The organism is Paraburkholderia sp. EB58 (assembly GCF_050436665.1).
Lineage (GTDB): Bacteria > Pseudomonadota > Gammaproteobacteria > Burkholderiales > Burkholderiaceae > Paraburkholderia.
Map to the genome: position 1 here is coordinate 1 of NZ_JBNDMQ010000074.1, position 18,245 is coordinate 18,245.

An 18,245-nucleotide genomic window follows, 5' to 3' on the forward strand; every position below is an offset into this window, starting at 1 on the left:
TCAACCCGATCGCGATGGAAGAAGGTCTGCGCTTCGCTATCCGTGAAGGTGGCCGTACCGTCGGTGCAGGTGTCGTTGCCAAGATTCTCGAGTAAGCCAGCCAGTACTCGTTGATTAGAAGTTTCGGGGTTGGCGGTGTCGTCAACCCCAAAATGGTTTAGGGGTATAGCTCAACTGGCAGAGCGTCGGTCTCCAAAACCGAAGGTTGGGGGTTCGATTCCCTCTGCCCCTGCCAACTCTCGCGCCGCTTGTGGCGCTCGTTAAGGTGTTATGGCGAATCCTTCCGTCGAAACTGTAAATACTTCCGGCGACAAGCTGATGCTCGCTGCGGGTGTATTGTTGGTCTTGGCCGGGTTCGTGGGGTTCTTCTGGCTCGGTAGCCAGGAATGGTACGTCCGCGGAGCCGCCTTGGCTGTTGGCGTCATCGCGGGTGTTGCAGTCGGACTTCTCTCCGCGCCCGGTAAGGGTTTCATCGCATTCGCCAAGGACTCGTACAAGGAAGTCCGCAAGGTTGTCTGGCCGACTCGTAAAGAGGCGACGCAAACAACGCTTGTGGTGTTCGCTTTCGTGTTCATCATGGCGGTGTTTCTCTGGATTTGCGACAAATCCATTGAATGGGCGATTTTCTCGGCGATTCTGGGTTGGAAATGATATGAGCGATACTCCGGCATCCCCGAGTGGAAAACGTTGGTACGTTGTGCACGCCTACTCCGGCATGGAGAAGAGCGTGCAACGTGCGCTTCAGGAGCGTATCGAACGTGCTGGCATGCAAGACCAGTTTGGCCAGATCTTGGTGCCGACTGAGGAAGTAGTAGAAGTCAAAGGCGGTCACAAGTCGGTGACAGAGCGTCGTTTCTTCCCGGGCTATGTGCTGGTCGAGATGGAAATGACGGATGAAACGTGGCACCTCGTGAAGAACACGGCAAAGGTGACGGGTTTCGTGGGCGGTGCGCGCAATCGTCCTAGCCCGATTTCCCCGCGGGAAGTCGAGAAGATCATGTCGCAGATGCAGGAAGGCGTTGAGAAGCCGCGCCCGAAGACCCTGTTCGAAGTCGGCGAGATGGTTCGCGTCAAGGACGGTCCGTTCACGGATTTCAACGGCAGCGTCGAAGAAGTGAATTACGAAAAGTCGCGCGTCCGTGTATCGGTCACCATTTTCGGCCGCGCAACACCGGTCGAGTTGGAATTCGGTCAGGTCGAAAAGTTGTAATCAGGATTCTGCGGAGCGCGCCTAACGGCGCGTTCCGTATTTCGCGCTTACGGTCCGCGTAATGGCCGTTGAGGAGCGTCAGTAGCCAGCTTTTTCGGCGAACGCGCGCTACTACTCACTGAACGCCAGCACGCAGTCGTGCAGCGTTCCAACGAGGTTTTCAACATGGCAAAGAAAATCATCGGCTTTATCAAGCTGCAGATTCCTGCAGGTAAAGCCAACCCGTCGCCGCCGGTCGGTCCGGCACTTGGCCAGCGTGGCCTGAACATCATGGAGTTCTGCAAGGCGTTTAACGCGCAGACTCAAGCAATGGAACCGGGTCTGCCGATTCCGGTCGTGATCACCGCGTTCGCCGATAAGAGCTTCACGTTCGTTCTGAAGACGCCGCCGGCTACGGTTCTGATCAAGAAGGCAGCGAAGATCGACAAGGGTTCGGCAAAGCCGCACACCGACAAGGTCGGCAAGATCACGCGCGCTCAAGCTGAAGACATCGCCAAGGCCAAGATGCCCGATCTGACGGCAGCTGACCTGGATGCAGCGGTCCGTACGATCGCTGGTAGCGCCCGCTCGATGGGCATCACCGTGGAGGGCGTGTAAATGGCTAAGCTTTCGAAGCGTCTGCAAGCATTTGCAAACAAGGTTGATCGCCAGAAGCTGTATGCGATCGACGAAGCGCTGTCGCTCGTGAAAGAGTGCGCAAGCGCGAAGTTCGACGAATCGATCGACGTTTCTGTGCAACTCGGCATCGACGCGAAGAAGTCGGACCAAGTCGTTCGCGGCTCGGTCGTGCTGCCGGCTGGTACCGGTAAGTCGGTCCGCGTGGCCGTGTTCGCCCAAGGCGAAAAGGCTGAGCAAGCTCGTGCAGCCGGCGCCGAAATCGTCGGTATGGAAGACCTGGCTGAACAAGTCAAGGCCGGCAACCTGAACTTCGACATCGTGATCGCTTCGCCGGACACGATGCGCGTCGTCGGTACGCTCGGTCAGATCCTTGGCCCGCGCGGCCTGATGCCGAACCCGAAGGTCGGCACCGTGACGCCGGACGTCGCAACGGCTGTGAAAAACGCCAAGGCTGGTCAGGTGCAATTCCGTGTCGACAAGGCCGGTATCATCCATGCCACCATCGGCCGTGCTTCGTTCGAGCCGACGGCTCTGCGCAGCAACCTGAACGCTCTCGTCGAAGCGCTGCAAAAGGCGAAGCCGGCAACGAGCAAGGGTGTATACCTGCGTAAGGTCGCGCTGTCGAGCACGATGGGCGTGGGTGTTCGCGTCGATCAAGCAACGATCGCTGCACAGTAAAAAATTTGCCGCCTCGATGTGAGTCGGGGTGGTTTTATGGGCTTTGGGCGGTCGCAAGATGGCAGTCTGCATCGAGCGACCGGTTGTCAAAGACCGTTGGCGGGAAAGCAGCAGGTAGGCCGACCCTTAATGTAAAGCCAACGCAGATGGCGAACCCGAAAAGGTTTTGTAGTGATGAAACCGTTGGTTGTCCGCAGCAATGTGGGGAATGGGCGGTCGAAATACTCCTGACTGGTCGGACGCCGTTATTGAACGCGGTACACAAGGCGCACGCTGCGTGTATCGAATCTGGAGGTTAACCGTGCCACTCAACAAAGAAAGCAAGCAGGCCGTCGTCGCTGAGGTTGCCGCGCAAGTCGCGAGAGCCCAGACCGTGGTTCTGGCTGAGTATCGTGGAATCGCGGTTGGCGATCTGACCAAGCTGCGCGCGAAAGCGCGTGAGCAACAGGTTTACCTTCGCGTGTTGAAGAACACGCTGGCGCGTCGCGCTGTCGAAGGTACCCCGTTTGCTCCGCTGGCAGAGCAGATGACTGGTCCCCTGATCTACGGCATCTCGGAAGATGCAATTGCTGCTGCCAAGGTCGTCAACGACTTCGGCAAAACCAATGACAAGTTGATCATCAAGGCTGGTTCCTACGAAGGCAAGGTGATGGACAAGGCTGGCGTGCAAGCGCTGGCAAACATCCCGAGCCGCGAAGAACTGCTCTCCAAGCTGTTGTACGTTATGCAAGCACCTGTTTCCGGCTTCGCGCGCGCTCTGGCCGCGCTGGCAGAAAAGAAACAAGGCGAAGAAACCGCTGCGTAACGCACTTCAGTCGAGCGTGATTGATCGCTGGCTGTATCCGAATTCAATTTAGGAGTATTTCAAATGGCAATCGCAAAAGAAGACATCCTCGAAGCGGTAAGCTCGATGTCGGTTCTGGAACTGAACGAGCTGGTTAAGGCGTTCGAAGAAAAGTTTGGCGTGTCGGCAGCTGCTGTTGCAGTGGCAGGCCCGGCAGGCGCAGCTGCGGCTGTTGCTGAAGAGCAAACCGAATTCACGGTCAACCTGACGGAAGTCGGCGCGAACAAGGTTTCGGTCATTAAGGCTGTTCGCGAACTGACGGGTCTCGGCCTGAAGGAAGCGAAGGATCTGGTCGACGGTGCACCGAAGCCTGTTAAGGAAGCGGTACCGAAGGCTGCAGCTGAAGAAGCCAAGAAGAAGCTGGAAGAAGCCGGCGCGAAAGCTGAAATCAAGTAAGTTTCGGCGCGCTGTGCGAAGGCTGGCGGTTTTCCACCGCCGGCCTTTTTGTGCTTTGTGGGAACCACGTTTTTGCGCGGTAATTTCGGCAAAAGCGTGACCCCAGAGGCCAAAGAAAACCGCCTTTCGGCAATATTGACCGGCGATTCTCTTTGTCTTCTGAAGCGACTGCAGAAGGCAAGTTTGGTCGGGTAGCGGGCAACATAGGCATCCGCTGCCGTCAGCCAGCGGTTGGTAGCGGCCAACCACCAAGCTTCTAGGCTCGTTCAAGCCATCGGACGGCCATCGGGTCTCAGTCGGTGAACACTCGGGTTGTCTCATCAAGGTATCCTGCCTCGACAACAATGCCCGCCGTGATTCGGAGATCGTATGCAATATTCCTTCACCGAGAAGAAGCGTATTCGCAAGAGTTTCGCGAAGCGCCCCATCGTTCACCAAGTACCTTTCCTGCTGGCTACCCAGCTTGAATCATTCAGCACGTTTCTGCAAGCCGACACGTCTTCGACGCAACGCAAGCCGGAAGGCCTGCAAGCGGCGTTTACGTCCGTTTTTCCCATTGTTTCTCACAACGGCTTCGCCCGTCTAGAGTTCGTCAGCTACATGCTGTCGCCGCCGGCATTCAACATCAAGGAATGTCAGCAGCGCGGTTTGACGTACTGTTCGGCACTGCGCGCGAAGGTGCGCCTGGTGCTGCTCGACAAGGAATCGCCGAGCAAGCCGGTCGTCAAGGAAGTGAAGGAACAGGAAGTGTACATGGGCGAAATTCCGCTCATGACGCCGACTGGTTCGTTCGTCATCAACGGTACGGAACGTGTGATCGTTTCGCAGCTGCACCGCTCGCCTGGCGTGTTCTTCGAACACGACAAGGGCAAGACGCATAGCTCGGGCAAGCTGCTGTTCTCGGCACGTATCATCCCTTACCGTGGTTCGTGGCTCGACTTCGAATTCGATCCGAAGGACGTGCTGTACTTCCGCGTCGACCGTCGCCGTAAGATGCCGGTCACGATCCTGCTGAAGGCCATTGGCCTCACGCCGGAACAGATCCTCGCAAACTTCTTCGTGTTCGACAATTTCACGCTGATGCCGGAAGGCGCGCAGATGGAATTCGTGCCGGAGCGTCTGCGTGGTGAAGTCGCGCGCTTCGACATCACGGACCGTGACGGTAACGTGATCGTCCAGAAGGATAAGCGGATCAACGCCAAGCACATTCGCGACCTCGAAAACGCGAAGACGAAGTTCATCTCGGTACCCGAAGACTATCTGCTCGGCCGCGTGCTGGCGAAGAACGTCGTCGACGGCGACACCGGTGAAGTCATCGCTAACGCGAACGACGAAATCACCGAGACCGTCCTCGAAAAGCTGCGCGAAGCGAAGATCAAGGACATCCAGACGCTCTACACGAACGATCTCGATCAAGGTCCGTACATCTCGTCGACGCTTCGTATCGACGAAACCGCCGACAAGATGGCCGCTCGCATCGCGATTTACCGCATGATGCGTCCGGGCGAGCCGCCGACCGAAGAAGCGGTCGAGGCGCTGTTCAACCGTCTGTTCTACAGCGAAGACGCATACGACCTGTCCAAGGTGGGTCGTATGAAGTTCAACCGCCGTGTCGGCCGCGACGAAATTGTCGGCCCGATGACGCTGCAGGACGACGACATCCTCGCGACGATCAAGATCCTGGTCGAACTGCGTAACGGCAAGGGCGAAGTGGACGACATCGACCACTTGGGCAATCGTCGTGTGCGTTGCGTCGGTGAACTGGCAGAGAACCAGTTCCGTGCTGGTCTCGTGCGTGTCGAACGTGCCGTGAAGGAACGTCTGGGTCAGGCTGAAAGCGAAAACCTGATGCCGCACGACCTGATCAACTCGAAGCCGATTTCGTCGGCGATTCGCGAGTTCTTCGGTTCGTCGCAGCTGTCGCAGTTCATGGACCAGACCAACCCTCTGTCGGAAATCACCCACAAGCGCCGTGTTTCGGCTCTTGGCCCGGGCGGTCTGACGCGTGAGCGCGCTGGCTTTGAAGTTCGCGACGTGCACCCGACCCACTATGGCCGTGTGTGCCCGATTGAAACGCCGGAAGGTCCGAACATCGGCCTGATCAACTCGCTCGCACTGTACGCGCACCTGAACGAATACGGCTTCCTCGAAACGCCGTATCGCAAGGTCGTGGACAGCAAGGTGACGGATCAGATCGACTATCTGTCGGCGATCGAAGAAGGCCGTTATGTGATCGCTCAGGCGAACGCGGCGGTGGCTGCTGACGGCTCGCTGACCGACGAACTGGTGTCGTCGCGTGAAGCAGGCGAAACGCTGATGGTGACGCCGGACCGCATCCAGTACATGGACGTGGCGCCGTCGCAGATCGTCTCGGTGGCAGCTTCGCTGATTCCGTTCCTCGAGCACGATGACGCGAACCGTGCATTGATGGGTTCGAACATGCAGCGTCAGGCTGTGCCGTGTCTGCGTCCCGAAAAGGCCGTGGTCGGTACGGGTATCGAACGCACGGTGGCAGTCGACTCGGGTACGACGGTTCAGGCATTCCGCGGTGGCGTGGTGGATTACGTCGACGCAGGCCGTATGGTGATTCGCGTGAATGACGATGAAGCCGCTGCTGGCGACGTCGGCGTGGACATCTACAACCTGATCAAGTACACGCGTTCGAACCAGAACACGAACATCAACCAGCGCCCGATCGTGAAGGTCGGCGACATCGTGTCGCGTGGCGACGTGCTGGCTGACGGTGCATCGACCGACCTCGGCGAACTGGCTCTCGGCCAGAACATGCTGGTCGCGTTCATGCCGTGGAATGGCTACAACTTCGAAGACTCGATTTTGATCTCGGAGAAGGTGGTTGCTGACGACCGCTACACCTCGATCCACATCGAAGAACTGAACGTCGTTGCTCGCGATACGAAGCTCGGACCGGAAGAAATCACGCGCGACATCTCGAACCTGGCTGAAGTGCAACTTGGCCGTCTCGATGAGTCGGGCATCGTCTACATCGGCGCGGAAGTCGAAGCGGGCGACGTGCTGGTCGGTAAGGTGACGCCGAAGGGCGAAACCCAGCTGACGCCGGAAGAAAAGCTGCTGCGTGCAATTTTCGGTGAGAAGGCTTCGGACGTGAAGGATACGTCGCTGCGCGTGCCGTCCGGCATGAGCGGCACGGTCATCGACGTGCAAGTGTTCACGCGTGAAGGCATCCAGCGCGACAAGCGTGCTCAGCAGATCATCGACGATGAACTGAAGCGCTATCGCCTCGACCTGAATGACCAGTTGCGCATCGTGGAAGGCGACGCGTTCCAGCGTCTCGCACGTATGCTCGACGGCAAGGTCGCGAACGGTGGTCCGAAGAAGCTGGCGAAGGGCACGAAGATCGAGCAGGCTTACCTGCAGGATCTGGATCACTACCACTGGTTCGACATCCGCCTCGCGGACGAAGAAGCAGCGGCACAGCTCGAAGCCATCAAGGACTCGATCGAACAGAAGCGTCACCAGTTCGACCTGGCATTCGAAGAAAAGCGTAAGAAGCTCACCCAAGGCGACGAACTGCCGCCGGGCGTGCTGAAGATGGTCAAGGTGTACCTGGCAGTCAAGCGCCGTCTGCAGCCTGGCGACAAGATGGCTGGTCGTCACGGTAACAAGGGTGTGGTGTCGAAGATCGTTCCGATCGAAGACATGCCGTACATGGCCGATGGCCGTCCGGCTGACGTCGTGCTGAATCCGCTCGGCGTGCCGTCGCGGATGAACGTGGGTCAGGTTCTCGAAGTGCATCTGGGTTGGGCCGCGAAGGGTCTCGGCTGGCGTATCGGCGAAATGCTGCAGCGTCAGGCGAAGATCGAAGAACTGCGCGAATTCCTGACCAAGATCTACAACGAGTCGGGCCGCGCTGAAGAGCTGGACAGCTTCACGGACGACGAGATCGTCGAACTGGCGAAGAACCTGCGCGAAGGCGTTCCGTTTGCCACGCCGGTGTTCGACGGTGCGACGGAAGAAGAAATGTCGCGCGCGCTGGATCTGGCCTTCCCGGACGACATCGCGAAGAACCTCGGCATGACGCCGTCGAAGAACCAGGTGCGTCTGTACGACGGCCGCACGGGTGAGATGTTCGAACGGACGGTGACGGTCGGCTACATGCACTACCTGAAACTGCACCACTTGGTCGACGACAAGATGCACGCGCGTTCCACGGGCCCGTACTCGCTCGTGACGCAGCAGCCGTTGGGCGGTAAGGCGCAATTCGGTGGCCAGCGTTTCGGTGAAATGGAAGTGTGGGCGCTCGAAGCGTACGGCGCATCGTACGTGCTGCAGGAAATGCTGACGGTGAAGTCGGACGACGTGACTGGCCGGACCAAGGTCTATGAGAACCTGGTCAAGGGCGATCACGTGATCGACGCCGGCATGCCGGAATCCTTCAACGTGCTGGTGAAGGAAATCCGCTCGCTGGGTATCGACATCGACCTCGACCGCAACTAATCGGACTACGGAGAGAAAGCAATGAAAGCTCTGCTCGATCTATTCAAGCAAGTCCAACAAGAAGAAGTTTTTGACGCAATCAAGATCGGTCTGGCCTCGCCGGACAAGATCCGTTCGTGGTCGTTCGGTGAAGTGAAGAAGCCGGAAACCATCAACTACCGGACGTTCAAGCCGGAACGTGATGGTCTGTTCTGCGCGAAGATTTTCGGGCCGATCAAGGACTACGAATGCCTGTGCGGCAAGTACAAGCGCCTGAAGCACCGCGGCGTGATCTGCGAGAAGTGCGGCGTTGAAGTCACGCTGGCGAAGGTGCGTCGCGAACGGATGGGCCACATCGAACTGGCCTCGCCGGTTGCGCACATCTGGTTCCTGAAGTCGCTGCCGTCGCGTCTGGGCATGGTGCTCGACATGACGCTGCGCGACATCGAACGCGTGCTGTACTTCGAAGCATATGTGGTGATCGATCCGGGCATGACGCCGCTGAAAGCGCGGCAGATCATGACGGAAGAGGATTACTACAACAAGGTCGAAGAGTACGGTGACGAATTCCGTGCCGAGATGGGTGCGGAAGGTGTGCGCGAGCTGCTGCGCGCGATCAACATCGACGAACAGGTCGAGATGCTGCGCACCGAACTCAAGAACACGGGTTCGGAAGCGAAGATCAAGAAGTACGCGAAGCGCCTGAAGGTGCTCGAGGCTTTCCAACGCTCGGGCATCAAGCCTGACTGGATGGTGCTCGAAGTGCTGCCGGTGCTGCCGCCGGAACTGCGTCCGCTGGTGCCGCTGGATGGCGGTCGTTTCGCGACGTCGGACCTGAACGACCTGTATCGCCGCGTGATCAACCGTAACAACCGGTTGAAGCGTCTGCTCGAACTGAAGGCGCCTGAAATCATCGTCCGCAACGAAAAGCGGATGCTGCAGGAAGCTGTCGATTCGCTGCTCGATAACGGTCGTCGCGGTAAGGCCATGACCGGCGCGAACAAGCGTCCGCTGAAGTCGCTCGCTGACATGATCAAGGGTAAGGGCGGTCGTTTCCGTCAGAACTTGCTCGGTAAGCGCGTTGACTACTCGGGCCGTTCGGTGATCGTGGTCGGCCCGACGCTCAAGCTGCATCAGTGCGGTCTGCCGAAGCTGATGGCGCTCGAACTGTTCAAGCCGTTCATCTTCAACAAGCTCGAAGTGATGGGTGTCGCTACCACCATCAAGGCTGCGAAGAAGGAAGTCGAGAACCAGACGCCGGTGGTGTGGGACATCCTGGAAGAGGTGATCCGCGAACATCCGGTCATGCTGAACCGTGCGCCGACGCTGCACCGTCTTGGCATTCAGGCTTTCGAGCCGGTGCTGATCGAAGGTAAGGCAATCCAGCTGCACCCGCTCGTTTGCGCGGCGTTCAACGCCGACTTCGACGGTGACCAGATGGCCGTGCACGTGCCGTTGTCGCTCGAAGCGCAGATGGAAGCGCGTACGCTGATGCTGGCGTCGAACAACGTCCTGTTCCCGGCCAACGGCGATCCGTCGATCGTGCCGTCGCAGGATATCGTGCTCGGCCTGTACTACGCGACCCGCGAAGCCGTGAACGCCAAGGGCGAAGGCCTGACGTTCACGGGCGTCTCGGAAGCGCTGCGTGCGTACGAGAACAAGGAAGTCGAGCTCGCCTCGCGCGTCAACGTGCGGATCACTGAAATGGTCCACAACGAAGACAAGTCGGAAGGTGCGCCGGCATTCGTGCCGAAGATCACGCTGTATGCAACGACCGTCGGCCGTTCAATCCTGTCGGAAATCCTGCCGCCGGGCCTGCCGTTCTCGGTGCTGAACAAGCCGCTGAAGAAGAAGGAAATCTCGCGTCTGATCAACACCGCATTCCGCAAGTGCGGTCTGCGTGAAACGGTGATTTTCGCCGATCAGTTGATGCAGTCGGGTTTCCGTCTGGCAACGCGCGCTGGTATTTCGATTTGCGTGGACGACATGCTCGTGCCGCCGCAAAAGGAAACCATCGTCGGCGACGCCGCGAAGAAGGTGAAGGAATACGACCGTCAGTACATGTCGGGTCTCGTCACGTCGCAAGAGCGCTACAACAACGTGGTCGACATCTGGTCGGCAACGTCGGAAGCGGTCGGCAAGGCGATGATGGAACAGCTGTCGACGGAGCCGGTGGTCGATCGTGACGGCAATCAAACGCGTCAAGAGTCGTTCAACTCCATCTACATGATGGCTGACTCGGGTGCTCGTGGTTCCGCAGTTCAGATTCGTCAGCTGGCCGGTATGCGTGGCCTGATGGCGAAGCCGGACGGCTCGATCATCGAGACGCCGATTACGGCGAACTTCCGTGAAGGCCTGAACGTGTTGCAGTACTTCATCTCGACCCACGGTGCACGTAAGGGTCTGGCTGATACGGCACTGAAGACGGCAAACTCGGGTTACCTGACGCGTCGTCTGGTTGACGTGACGCAGGATCTGGTGGTGGTCGAGGACGATTGCGGTACGTCGAACGGCGTCGCCATGAAGGCGTTGGTCGAAGGCGGTGAAGTCGTCGAAGCACTGCGTGACCGTATCCTCGGTCGTGTGGCGGTAGCTGACGTCGTCAATCCGGAATCGCAGGAAACGCTGTACGAAGCAGGCACGTTGCTCGACGAAGACGCGGTTGAAGAAATCGAACGCCTCGGCATCGACGAAGTGCGCGTGCGTACGCCGCTGACTTGCGAAACGCGTTACGGTCTGTGCGCAGCCTGCTACGGCCGCGACTTGGGCCGTGGCTCGTCGGTCAACGTTGGCGAAGCAGTGGGCGTGATCGCTGCTCAGTCGATCGGTGAACCGGGCACGCAGCTGACGATGCGTACGTTCCACATCGGTGGTGCGGCATCGCGTGCAGCAGTGGCTTCGTCGGTTGAAGCCAAGTCGAACGGTACGGTTCGTTTCACGTCGACAATGCGTTACGTGACGAATGCGAAGGGCGAGCAGATCGTCATCTCGCGTTCGGGCGAAGCGATGATCACCGACGACCACGGCCGTGAGCGTGAACGTCACAAGGTGCCGTACGGCGCGACGCTGTTGCAACTGGACGGCGCGCAGATCAAGGCCGGCACGCAACTGGCGACGTGGGATCCGATGACGCGCCCGATCATCACCGAGTACGGTGGCACGGTGAAGTTCGAAAACGTCGAAGAAGGCGTGACGGTTGCCAAGCAGATCGACGATGTGACGGGTCTCTCGACGCTGGTCGTGATCGACGTGAAGCGCCGCGGTTCGCAAGCGTCGAAGACGGTGCGTCCGCAGGTCAAGCTGCTCGATGCGAACGGCGAAGAAGTCAAGATTCCGAATACCGAGCACTCGGTGCAGATCGGCTTCCAGGTCGGCGCTCTGATCACCGTGAAGGACGGTCAGCAAGTGCAGGTGGGTGAAGTGCTCGCACGTATCCCGACCGAATCGCAGAAGACGCGTGACATTACCGGCGGTCTGCCGCGTGTGGCGGAACTGTTCGAAGCACGTTCGCCGAAGGACGCAGGTATCCTGGCGGAAGTCACGGGTACGACGTCGTTCGGTAAGGACACGAAGGGCAAGCAGCGTCTCGTTATCACGGACCTCGAGGGCAACCAGCACGAGTTCCTGATCGCGAAGGAAAAGCAGGTTCTGGTGCACGATGGTCAGGTCGTCAACAAGGGCGAAATGATCGTCGACGGGCCGGCGGATCCGCACGACATCCTGCGTCTGCAGGGCGTCGAAGCGCTGTCGCGTTACATCGTGGACGAAGTGCAGGACGTGTACCGTCTGCAAGGCGTGAAGATCAACGACAAGCACATTGAAGTGATTGTTCGTCAGATGCTGCGCCGCGTGCAGATTACGGACAACGGCGATACGCGTTTCATCCCGGGCGAACAGGTTGAGCGGTCGGATATGCTCGACGAGAACGACCGTATGATCGCGGAAGACAAGCGTCCGGCAACGTACGAAAACGTGTTGCTTGGTATCACGAAGGCGTCGCTGTCGACCGATTCGTTCATCTCTGCGGCGTCGTTCCAGGAAACGACCCGCGTGTTGACCGAAGCGGCGATTATGGGCAAGCGCGACGATCTGCGCGGTCTGAAGGAAAACGTGATCGTCGGCCGTCTGATTCCGGCCGGTACGGGTCTCGCGTTCCACAAGGCACGCAAGAGCAAGGAACTGTCCGACCGCGAACGTTTCGACCAGATCGCAGCGGAAGAGGCATTCGACTTCGGTACGCCGGAAACCCCGGCAGCCGAGCAGCAGCACTCAGGCGAGTAAGTTCGGTTGAGTAAGTCCAGGCGACGCAAGCCGCTTGGGCTCATCAACTGGCGAAGCCGCTCAGTCTCGACTGAGCGGCTTTTTTTTGTCGACAGGAGTTAGTGCTTTAGCACTTACTCCCGTCCCACGCACCGCGGTCCGTTTTGTTGCGCTTTCCCTTGGCCGATTTATAGGCCGAATGGCTAACGTTGACGGAAAGCGCGGGCGCAGCGCGAATGCGTTGGTAAAATTCGTGTCACCGGCATCACGCTGCTTCTCTCAAATTCATGTCCCGTTCGCTCGAAATCCTCAACGAAGTATTTGGCTATCCCGCGTTCCGAGGGCAGCAGGGCGAAATCGTCGAGCACGTCGCCAGCGGCGGGGATTGCCTCGTGCTGATGCCCACGGGCGGCGGGAAATCACTGTGTTACCAGATCCCGTCTCTCGTGCGCCGGGAGGCAGGGCTTGGCGCCGGGATCGTCGTGTCTCCTTTGATTGCGCTGATGCAAGATCAGGTCGCGGCGCTCAAGGAAGTCGGTGTACGGGCGGCATATCTGAATTCGACACTGTCTGGCCCTGAAGCCGCCGCAACCGAGCGTGCGTTGCGCGAGGGCGAGATCGATCTTTTATATGTCGCGCCGGAACGGTTGATGACCTCGCGCTTCCAGGAACTGCTGGAGCGCACGCGGATCGGCCTCTTCGCCATTGATGAAGCGCATTGCGTTTCGCAATGGGGGCACGATTTCCGACCCGAATATATTCAGCTGTCAGTGCTGCATGAGCGCTTTCCGAACGTGCCGCGCATCGCACTCACCGCTACCGCCGACGCCATCACGCGTGACGAGATCATCCACCGGCTGGCGCTGGACGATGCACGGGTGTTTGTTTCCAGCTTCGATCGCCCGAACATCCGCTACCGCATCGTCGAAAAGGATAATGCGCGGACGCAACTGCTCGACTTCATTCGCGCTGAGCACACGAAGCCGGACGGCACGACCGACGCCGGCGTGGTCTATTGCCTGTCGCGCCGGAAGGTGGAAGAAACCGCGGAGTGGCTGAAAGAGAAGGGCATGCGCGCGCTGCCTTACCACGCGGGCATGGAGTTCGAAATTCGCCAGAAACATCAGGAGATGTTCCAGCGCGAGGAAGGTATCGTGATGTGCGCGACGATTGCTTTCGGCATGGGTATCGACAAGCCGGACGTGCGCTTCGTCGCCCATCTCGATTTGCCGAAGAGCGTGGAAGGTTATTATCAGGAAACCGGCCGCGCCGGCCGCGACGGTATGCCGGCCAACGCATGGATGGCCTACGGTCTCGGCGACGTCGTGCAGCAGCGCAAGATGATCGACGAGTCCGACGCCGACGACGCTCACAAGCGTGTGCAGACCGGTAAGCTCGATGCGCTGCTCGGCCTATGCGAAGCCGCGACATGTCGGCGCGTGCGTCTGCTGAACTATTTCGGCGAATCGAGCAAACCTTGTGGCAACTGCGATACGTGCCTCGAGCCGCCCGACACGTGGGATGCCACGCGCGAGGCGCAAATGGCGCTGTCCTGCGTGTTTCGCGCGCAGCGGGCGAGCGGGTTTCACTTTGGCGCCGGCCACCTGATCGACATCTTGCGCGGCAACCGTAGCGAGAAGATCCTGCAACGCGGGCACGAGAAGCTGACTACGTTCGGCATCGGGGCGGCGCTGGGCGAACCGGAATGGCGGGCCATCTTTCGTCAGCTTGTGGCCTTCGGTTATCTAACGGTCGACCACGAAGGCTTCGGTTCGCTCGTGCTTACCGAGGCGAGCAAGCCGGTGCTCAAAGGCGAACAGAACGTCACCATGCGCCGCTACGTGAAGCCTACTCGCACGCGCCAGTCTTCCGGGCGCACTAGCGAGCGCGCTGATCCGACCATCGGCATGGGGCCACGCGAGCGGGCCCGCTGGGACCGATTGCGCGCCTGGCGCACAGAGACGGCGAAGACCGATGGCGTGCCGGCTTATGTCATCTTCCACGACGCCACGCTGGCGGAAATCGCCCGCAACGATCCCGGTTCGATCGAAGACCTGCGTGGCATCCCGGGCATGGGAGCGCGCAAACTCGACCGCTTCGGCTGGGAATTGCTGGAAGTGGTGAGTGCCGACTAGGTGCATGCAAGTCCCCAGGTGTGCAAATCCTTGCAACCTGTTGACTCGCTTAGCATTTTCGGAATATCATGCTAGGTTCCGGTTCTTGGAATGCCGTTGGGCGACATACCCGCAAGGTCAGTTCGCGCGCCGACATCTGCGCCGGAAGTTCGATGCGCAATCGTTTCTGCTTTGCCCAGAAAGATTTGCGTCGATTTTGTTCAATTTCAGGAATAAACAATGCCAACCATCAATCAACTGGTTCGCAAAGGCCGCGCTTCGGAAACAGTGAAGAGCAAGAGCCCGGCTTTGCAGGACTGCCCCCAGCGTCGCGGCGTGTGCACCCGTGTGTACACCACGACGCCGAAGAAGCCGAACTCGGCACTTCGTAAGGTCGCCAAGGTGCGCCTGACGAACGGCTTCGAAGTCATTTCGTACATCGGTGGTGAAGGCCACAACCTGCAGGAACACTCGGTCGTGCTGATTCGCGGCGGTCGTGTGAAGGACTTGCCGGGTGTGCGTTACCACATGGTTCGCGGCTCGCTGGATACCCAGGGCGTCAAGGATCGTAAGCAAGCTCGCTCGAAGTACGGTGCGAAGCGCGCTAAGGCTGGCAAGTAATTAGTCGGTCAAGTATTTCAGGTCGCCTGCAAAGGCGGTAATAGCGGTGGTGCCGGAATCGCCGGTGCTGTCGAGTAAGTGGTCACCCGACCAGGCTGGTAAGTCGCTAGAGATGAATCGGGTTAGTTGGTGGCCGCGGGGCTAGAAATAGCTCCAACTGAAAAGTTAAAGGAAGAAACATGCCGCGTCGTCGCGAAGTCCCCAAGCGGGAAGTGTTGCCGGATCCGAAGTTCGGTAACGTAGATGTAGCCAAGTTCATGAACGTGCTGATGCTCTCCGGCAAGAAGTCGGTTGCCGAGCGTATCGTGTACGGCGCTTTTGAACAGATCCAGACCAAGGGTGGCAAGGACCCGCTGGAAGTGTTCACGGTAGCGCTCAACAACGTGAAGCCAGTGGTCGAAGTGAAGAGCCGTCGCGTTGGTGGAGCAAACTATCAGGTTCCGGTCGAAGTGCGTCCGTCGCGTCGTATGGCATTGGCGATGCGTTGGTTGCGTGAAGCTGCGAAAAAGCGCAGCGAGAAGTCGATGGCCCTGCGTCTGGCAGGTGAACTCTCCGAAGCGGCCGAAGGCCGTGGCGGCGCGATGAAGAAGCGCGACGAAGTTCACCGGATGGCAGAAGCCAACAAGGCGTTCTCGCACTTCCGTTTCTAAGCTTCCCGACCCCGGGTTAGCAGAGGAAATCGGCAAGAAATTCCGGGCGGGTGCGCTTTTAAAGCGCCTCGCCCGTTTGTGTTACAGCGCGATGGGTACTTCTCGCATCGCGTTATCCCCATAGAGGATCAAAGTGGCTCGCAAGACACCTATCGAGCGCTACCGCAACATCGGTATTAGCGCTCACATCGACGCCGGCAAAACGACGACGACCGAGCGCATTCTGTTCTATACCGGCGTGAACCACAAAATTGGTGAAGTTCACGACGGCGCTGCCACCATGGACTGGATGGAGCAGGAACAGGAACGCGGTATTACCATTACGTCCGCTGCTACCACGGCCTTCTGGAAAGGCATGGCTGGCGACCGCGCTGAGCACCGCATCAACATCATCGACACCCCGGGCCACGTTGACTTCACGATTGAAGTTGAGCGCTCGATGCGCGTGCTCGACGGTGCATGCATGGTTTACTGCGCCGTGGGCGGCGTGCAGCCGCAGTCGGAAACCGTATGGCGCCAGGCTAACAAGTACAAGGTTCCCCGTCTCGCGTTCATCAACAAGATGGACCGTACCGGCGCGAACTTCTTCAAGGTCTACGACCAGCTCAAGCTGCGTCTGAAGGCGAACCCGGTTCCGGTCGTGGTGCCTATCGGCGCTGAAGAAACGTTCACGGGCGTGGTTGATCTGCTGAAGATGAAGGCGATCATTTGGGACGACGCGTCCCAAGGCACCAAGTTCTCGTACGAAGACATCCCGGCAGAACTCGTCGACTCGTGCAACGAATGGCGCGAAAAGATGGTCGAAGCAGCGGCTGAGTCGAACGAAGAGCTGATGAACAAGTACCTCGAAGAGGGCGAGCTCACGGAAGAGGAAATCGTCAAGGGTCTGCGCGACCGTACGATCGCTTGCGAAATCCAGCCGATGCTGTGCGGTACCGCGTTCAAGAACAAGGGCGTGCAACGGATGCTGGACGCCGTGCTCGACTTCCTGCCGTCGCCGATCGACATCCCGCCGGTTACCGGCGAGCTGGAAAACGGTGAAAAGGGCGAGCGCCGTGCTGCTGACGACGAAAAGTTCTCGGCCCTGGCATTCAAGATCATGACCGACCCGTTCGTCGGCCAGCTGATCTTCTTCCGTGTGTACTCGGGTGTTGTGAATTCGGGCGACACGGTGCTGAACGCGACGAAGGACAAGAAGGAACGTCTGGGTCGTATTCTGCAGATGCACGCAAACCAGCGTGAAGAAATCAAGGAAGTCCGCGCAGGCGACATCGCTGCTGCAGTCGGCCTGAAAGACGCGACGACCGGCGACACGCTGTGCGATCCGCAAAGCCCGATCGTGCTCGAGCGCATGATTTTCCCGGAGCCGGTGATTTCGCAGGCTGTTGAGCCGAAGACGAAGCCCGACCAGGAAAAGATGGGCCTGGCGCTGAACCGTCTGGCTCAGGAAGATCCGTCGTTCCGCGTGCAAACGGACGAAGAATCGGGTCAAACTATTATTTCGGGCATGGGCGAGCTCCACCTCGAAATTCTGGTTGACCGGATGAAGCGTGAATTCGGCGTCGAAGCAACGGTTGGCAAGCCGCAGGTTGCTTACCGCGAAACGATCCGCGGCAAGGCTGAAGACGTTGACGGCAAGTTCGTCAAGCAGTCTGGCGGTCGCGGCCAGTATGGTCACGCTGTGATCACGCTGGAGCCGAACGAGCAAGGCAAGGGTTACGAGTTCCTGGACGAGATCAAGGGCGGGGTGATTCCGCGTGAATACATCCCGGCAGTCGACAAGGGTATCCAGGAAACGCTGAAGGCTGGCGTGCTGGCAGGCTTCCCGGTCGTTGACGTGAAGGTTCACCTGACGTTCGGTTCGTACCACGATGTTGACTCGAACGAAAACGCGTTCCGCATGGCCGGTTCGATGGCGTTCAAGGAAGCAATGCGCAAGGCAAGCCCGGTCATCCTCGAACCGATGATGGCTGTGGAAGTCGAAACGCCGGAAGACTACATGGGCAACGTGATGGGCGATCTGTCGGGCCGTCGCGGTATTGTTCAGGGCATGGAAGACATGATTGGTGGCGGCAAGATCGTTCGCGCCGAAGTGCCGCTGTCGGAAATGTTCGGCTATTCGACGTCGCTGCGTTCGCTGAGCCAAGGTCGTGCAACGTACACGATGGAGTTCAAGCATTACTCGGAAGCACCGCGCAACGTGTCGGAAGCGATCATCAACGCGAAGTCGAAGTAAGCGCGCGGCAAGTCATTCAACGATTAACTTTTTGAAAGAAGAGAAACATGGCTAAAGGTAAATTCGAACGGACCAAGCCGCACGTGAACGTCGGCACGATCGGTCACGTTGACCACGGCAAGACCACGCTGACGGCAGCGATCACGACGGTGCTGACCGCGAA

The 18,245-nt window shown here is 58.9% G+C and carries 13 protein-coding genes, 1 tRNA gene and 1 pseudogene; all 15 read left to right on the plus strand.

Annotation, left to right across the window (positions count from 1 at the left end; genetic code table 11):
• Positions 1-95 (plus strand): annotated as a pseudogene (locus tag P3T40_RS44120) (elongation factor Tu); the annotation flags it as partial.
• Between the two features lie 64 nt (positions 96-159).
• Positions 160-235 (plus strand) — tRNA-Trp (locus tag P3T40_RS44125).
• A 35-nt stretch (positions 236-270) separates the two neighbouring features.
• Positions 271-651: a preprotein translocase subunit SecE gene (gene secE, locus P3T40_RS44130; protein WP_074301410.1), complete on the plus strand. Its 381-nt coding sequence runs from the start codon at positions 271-273 to the stop codon at positions 649-651.
• 1 nt (position 652) lies between these two features.
• Complete coding sequence (gene nusG / locus P3T40_RS44135) at positions 653-1,210, plus strand: transcription termination/antitermination protein NusG (RefSeq protein ID WP_007180147.1); 558 nt, start codon at positions 653-655, stop codon at positions 1,208-1,210.
• A 165-nt stretch (positions 1,211-1,375) separates the two neighbouring features.
• Positions 1,376-1,807 carry a 50S ribosomal protein L11 gene (gene rplK, locus P3T40_RS44140; protein ID WP_074262715.1) on the plus strand — a complete coding sequence of 144 codons (432 nt, stop codon included), beginning with the start codon at positions 1,376-1,378 and terminating at the stop codon, positions 1,805-1,807.
• Entirely contained in the window at positions 1,808-2,506 is a 699-nt protein-coding gene (gene rplA / locus P3T40_RS44145) for a 50S ribosomal protein L1 (RefSeq protein ID WP_429273959.1), read from the plus strand.
• A gap of 301 nt (positions 2,507-2,807) precedes the next feature.
• Positions 2,808-3,311 (plus strand): 50S ribosomal protein L10, encoded by a 504-nt coding sequence (gene rplJ / locus P3T40_RS44150; protein WP_429273964.1) that lies wholly within the window; start codon positions 2,808-2,810, stop codon positions 3,309-3,311.
• Positions 3,312-3,374: 63 nt separating this feature from the next.
• Complete coding sequence (gene rplL, locus P3T40_RS44155) at positions 3,375-3,746, plus strand: 50S ribosomal protein L7/L12 (protein WP_035554731.1); 372 nt, start codon at positions 3,375-3,377, stop codon at positions 3,744-3,746.
• 369 nt (positions 3,747-4,115) lie between these two features.
• Entirely contained in the window at positions 4,116-8,222 is a 4,107-nt protein-coding gene (gene rpoB, locus P3T40_RS44160; RefSeq protein ID WP_429273960.1) for a DNA-directed RNA polymerase subunit beta, read from the plus strand.
• A 21-nt stretch (positions 8,223-8,243) separates the two neighbouring features.
• Positions 8,244-12,482, plus strand: a complete 4,239-nt coding sequence (gene rpoC, locus P3T40_RS44165; RefSeq protein WP_429273961.1) for a DNA-directed RNA polymerase subunit beta' — start codon at positions 8,244-8,246, stop codon at positions 12,480-12,482.
• A 266-nt stretch (positions 12,483-12,748) separates the two neighbouring features.
• A complete protein-coding gene (gene recQ, locus P3T40_RS44170; RefSeq protein WP_429273962.1) occupies positions 12,749-14,596 on the plus strand; it encodes a DNA helicase RecQ in 1,848 nt (615 codons plus the stop codon).
• Positions 14,597-14,815: 219 nt separating this feature from the next.
• Entirely contained in the window at positions 14,816-15,196 is a 381-nt protein-coding gene (gene rpsL, locus P3T40_RS44175) for a 30S ribosomal protein S12 (protein WP_035935550.1), read from the plus strand.
• 179 nt (positions 15,197-15,375) lie between these two features.
• Entirely contained in the window at positions 15,376-15,846 is a 471-nt protein-coding gene (gene rpsG, locus P3T40_RS44180; protein WP_006053291.1) for a 30S ribosomal protein S7, read from the plus strand.
• A 133-nt stretch (positions 15,847-15,979) separates the two neighbouring features.
• Positions 15,980-18,082, plus strand: coding sequence for an elongation factor G (gene fusA, locus P3T40_RS44185; protein WP_429273963.1), 2,103 nt, complete (start codon positions 15,980-15,982; stop codon positions 18,080-18,082).
• A 47-nt stretch (positions 18,083-18,129) separates the two neighbouring features.
• Positions 18,130-18,245: GTP-binding protein (locus P3T40_RS44190; protein WP_035515644.1), on the plus strand; the 116-nt coding region annotated here is incomplete at its 3' end.

Coding starts and splice junctions, on each gene's coding strand:
- rpsL (WP_035935550.1), top strand. CDS start 14,816: ATGCCAACCATCAATCAACTGGTTCGCAAAGGCCGCGCTTCGGAAACA.
- recQ (WP_429273962.1), top strand. CDS start 12,749: ATGTCCCGTTCGCTCGAAATCCTCAACGAAGTATTTGGCTATCCCGCG.
- rplK (WP_074262715.1), top strand. CDS start 1,376: ATGGCAAAGAAAATCATCGGCTTTATCAAGCTGCAGATTCCTGCAGGT.
- rplL (WP_035554731.1), top strand. CDS start 3,375: ATGGCAATCGCAAAAGAAGACATCCTCGAAGCGGTAAGCTCGATGTCG.
- rpsG (WP_006053291.1), top strand. CDS start 15,376: ATGCCGCGTCGTCGCGAAGTCCCCAAGCGGGAAGTGTTGCCGGATCCG.
- nusG (WP_007180147.1), top strand. CDS start 653: ATGAGCGATACTCCGGCATCCCCGAGTGGAAAACGTTGGTACGTTGTG.
- rplA (WP_429273959.1), top strand. CDS start 1,808: ATGGCTAAGCTTTCGAAGCGTCTGCAAGCATTTGCAAACAAGGTTGAT.
- rpoC (WP_429273961.1), top strand. CDS start 8,244: ATGAAAGCTCTGCTCGATCTATTCAAGCAAGTCCAACAAGAAGAAGTT.
- secE (WP_074301410.1), top strand. CDS start 271: ATGGCGAATCCTTCCGTCGAAACTGTAAATACTTCCGGCGACAAGCTG.
- rpoB (WP_429273960.1), top strand. CDS start 4,116: ATGCAATATTCCTTCACCGAGAAGAAGCGTATTCGCAAGAGTTTCGCG.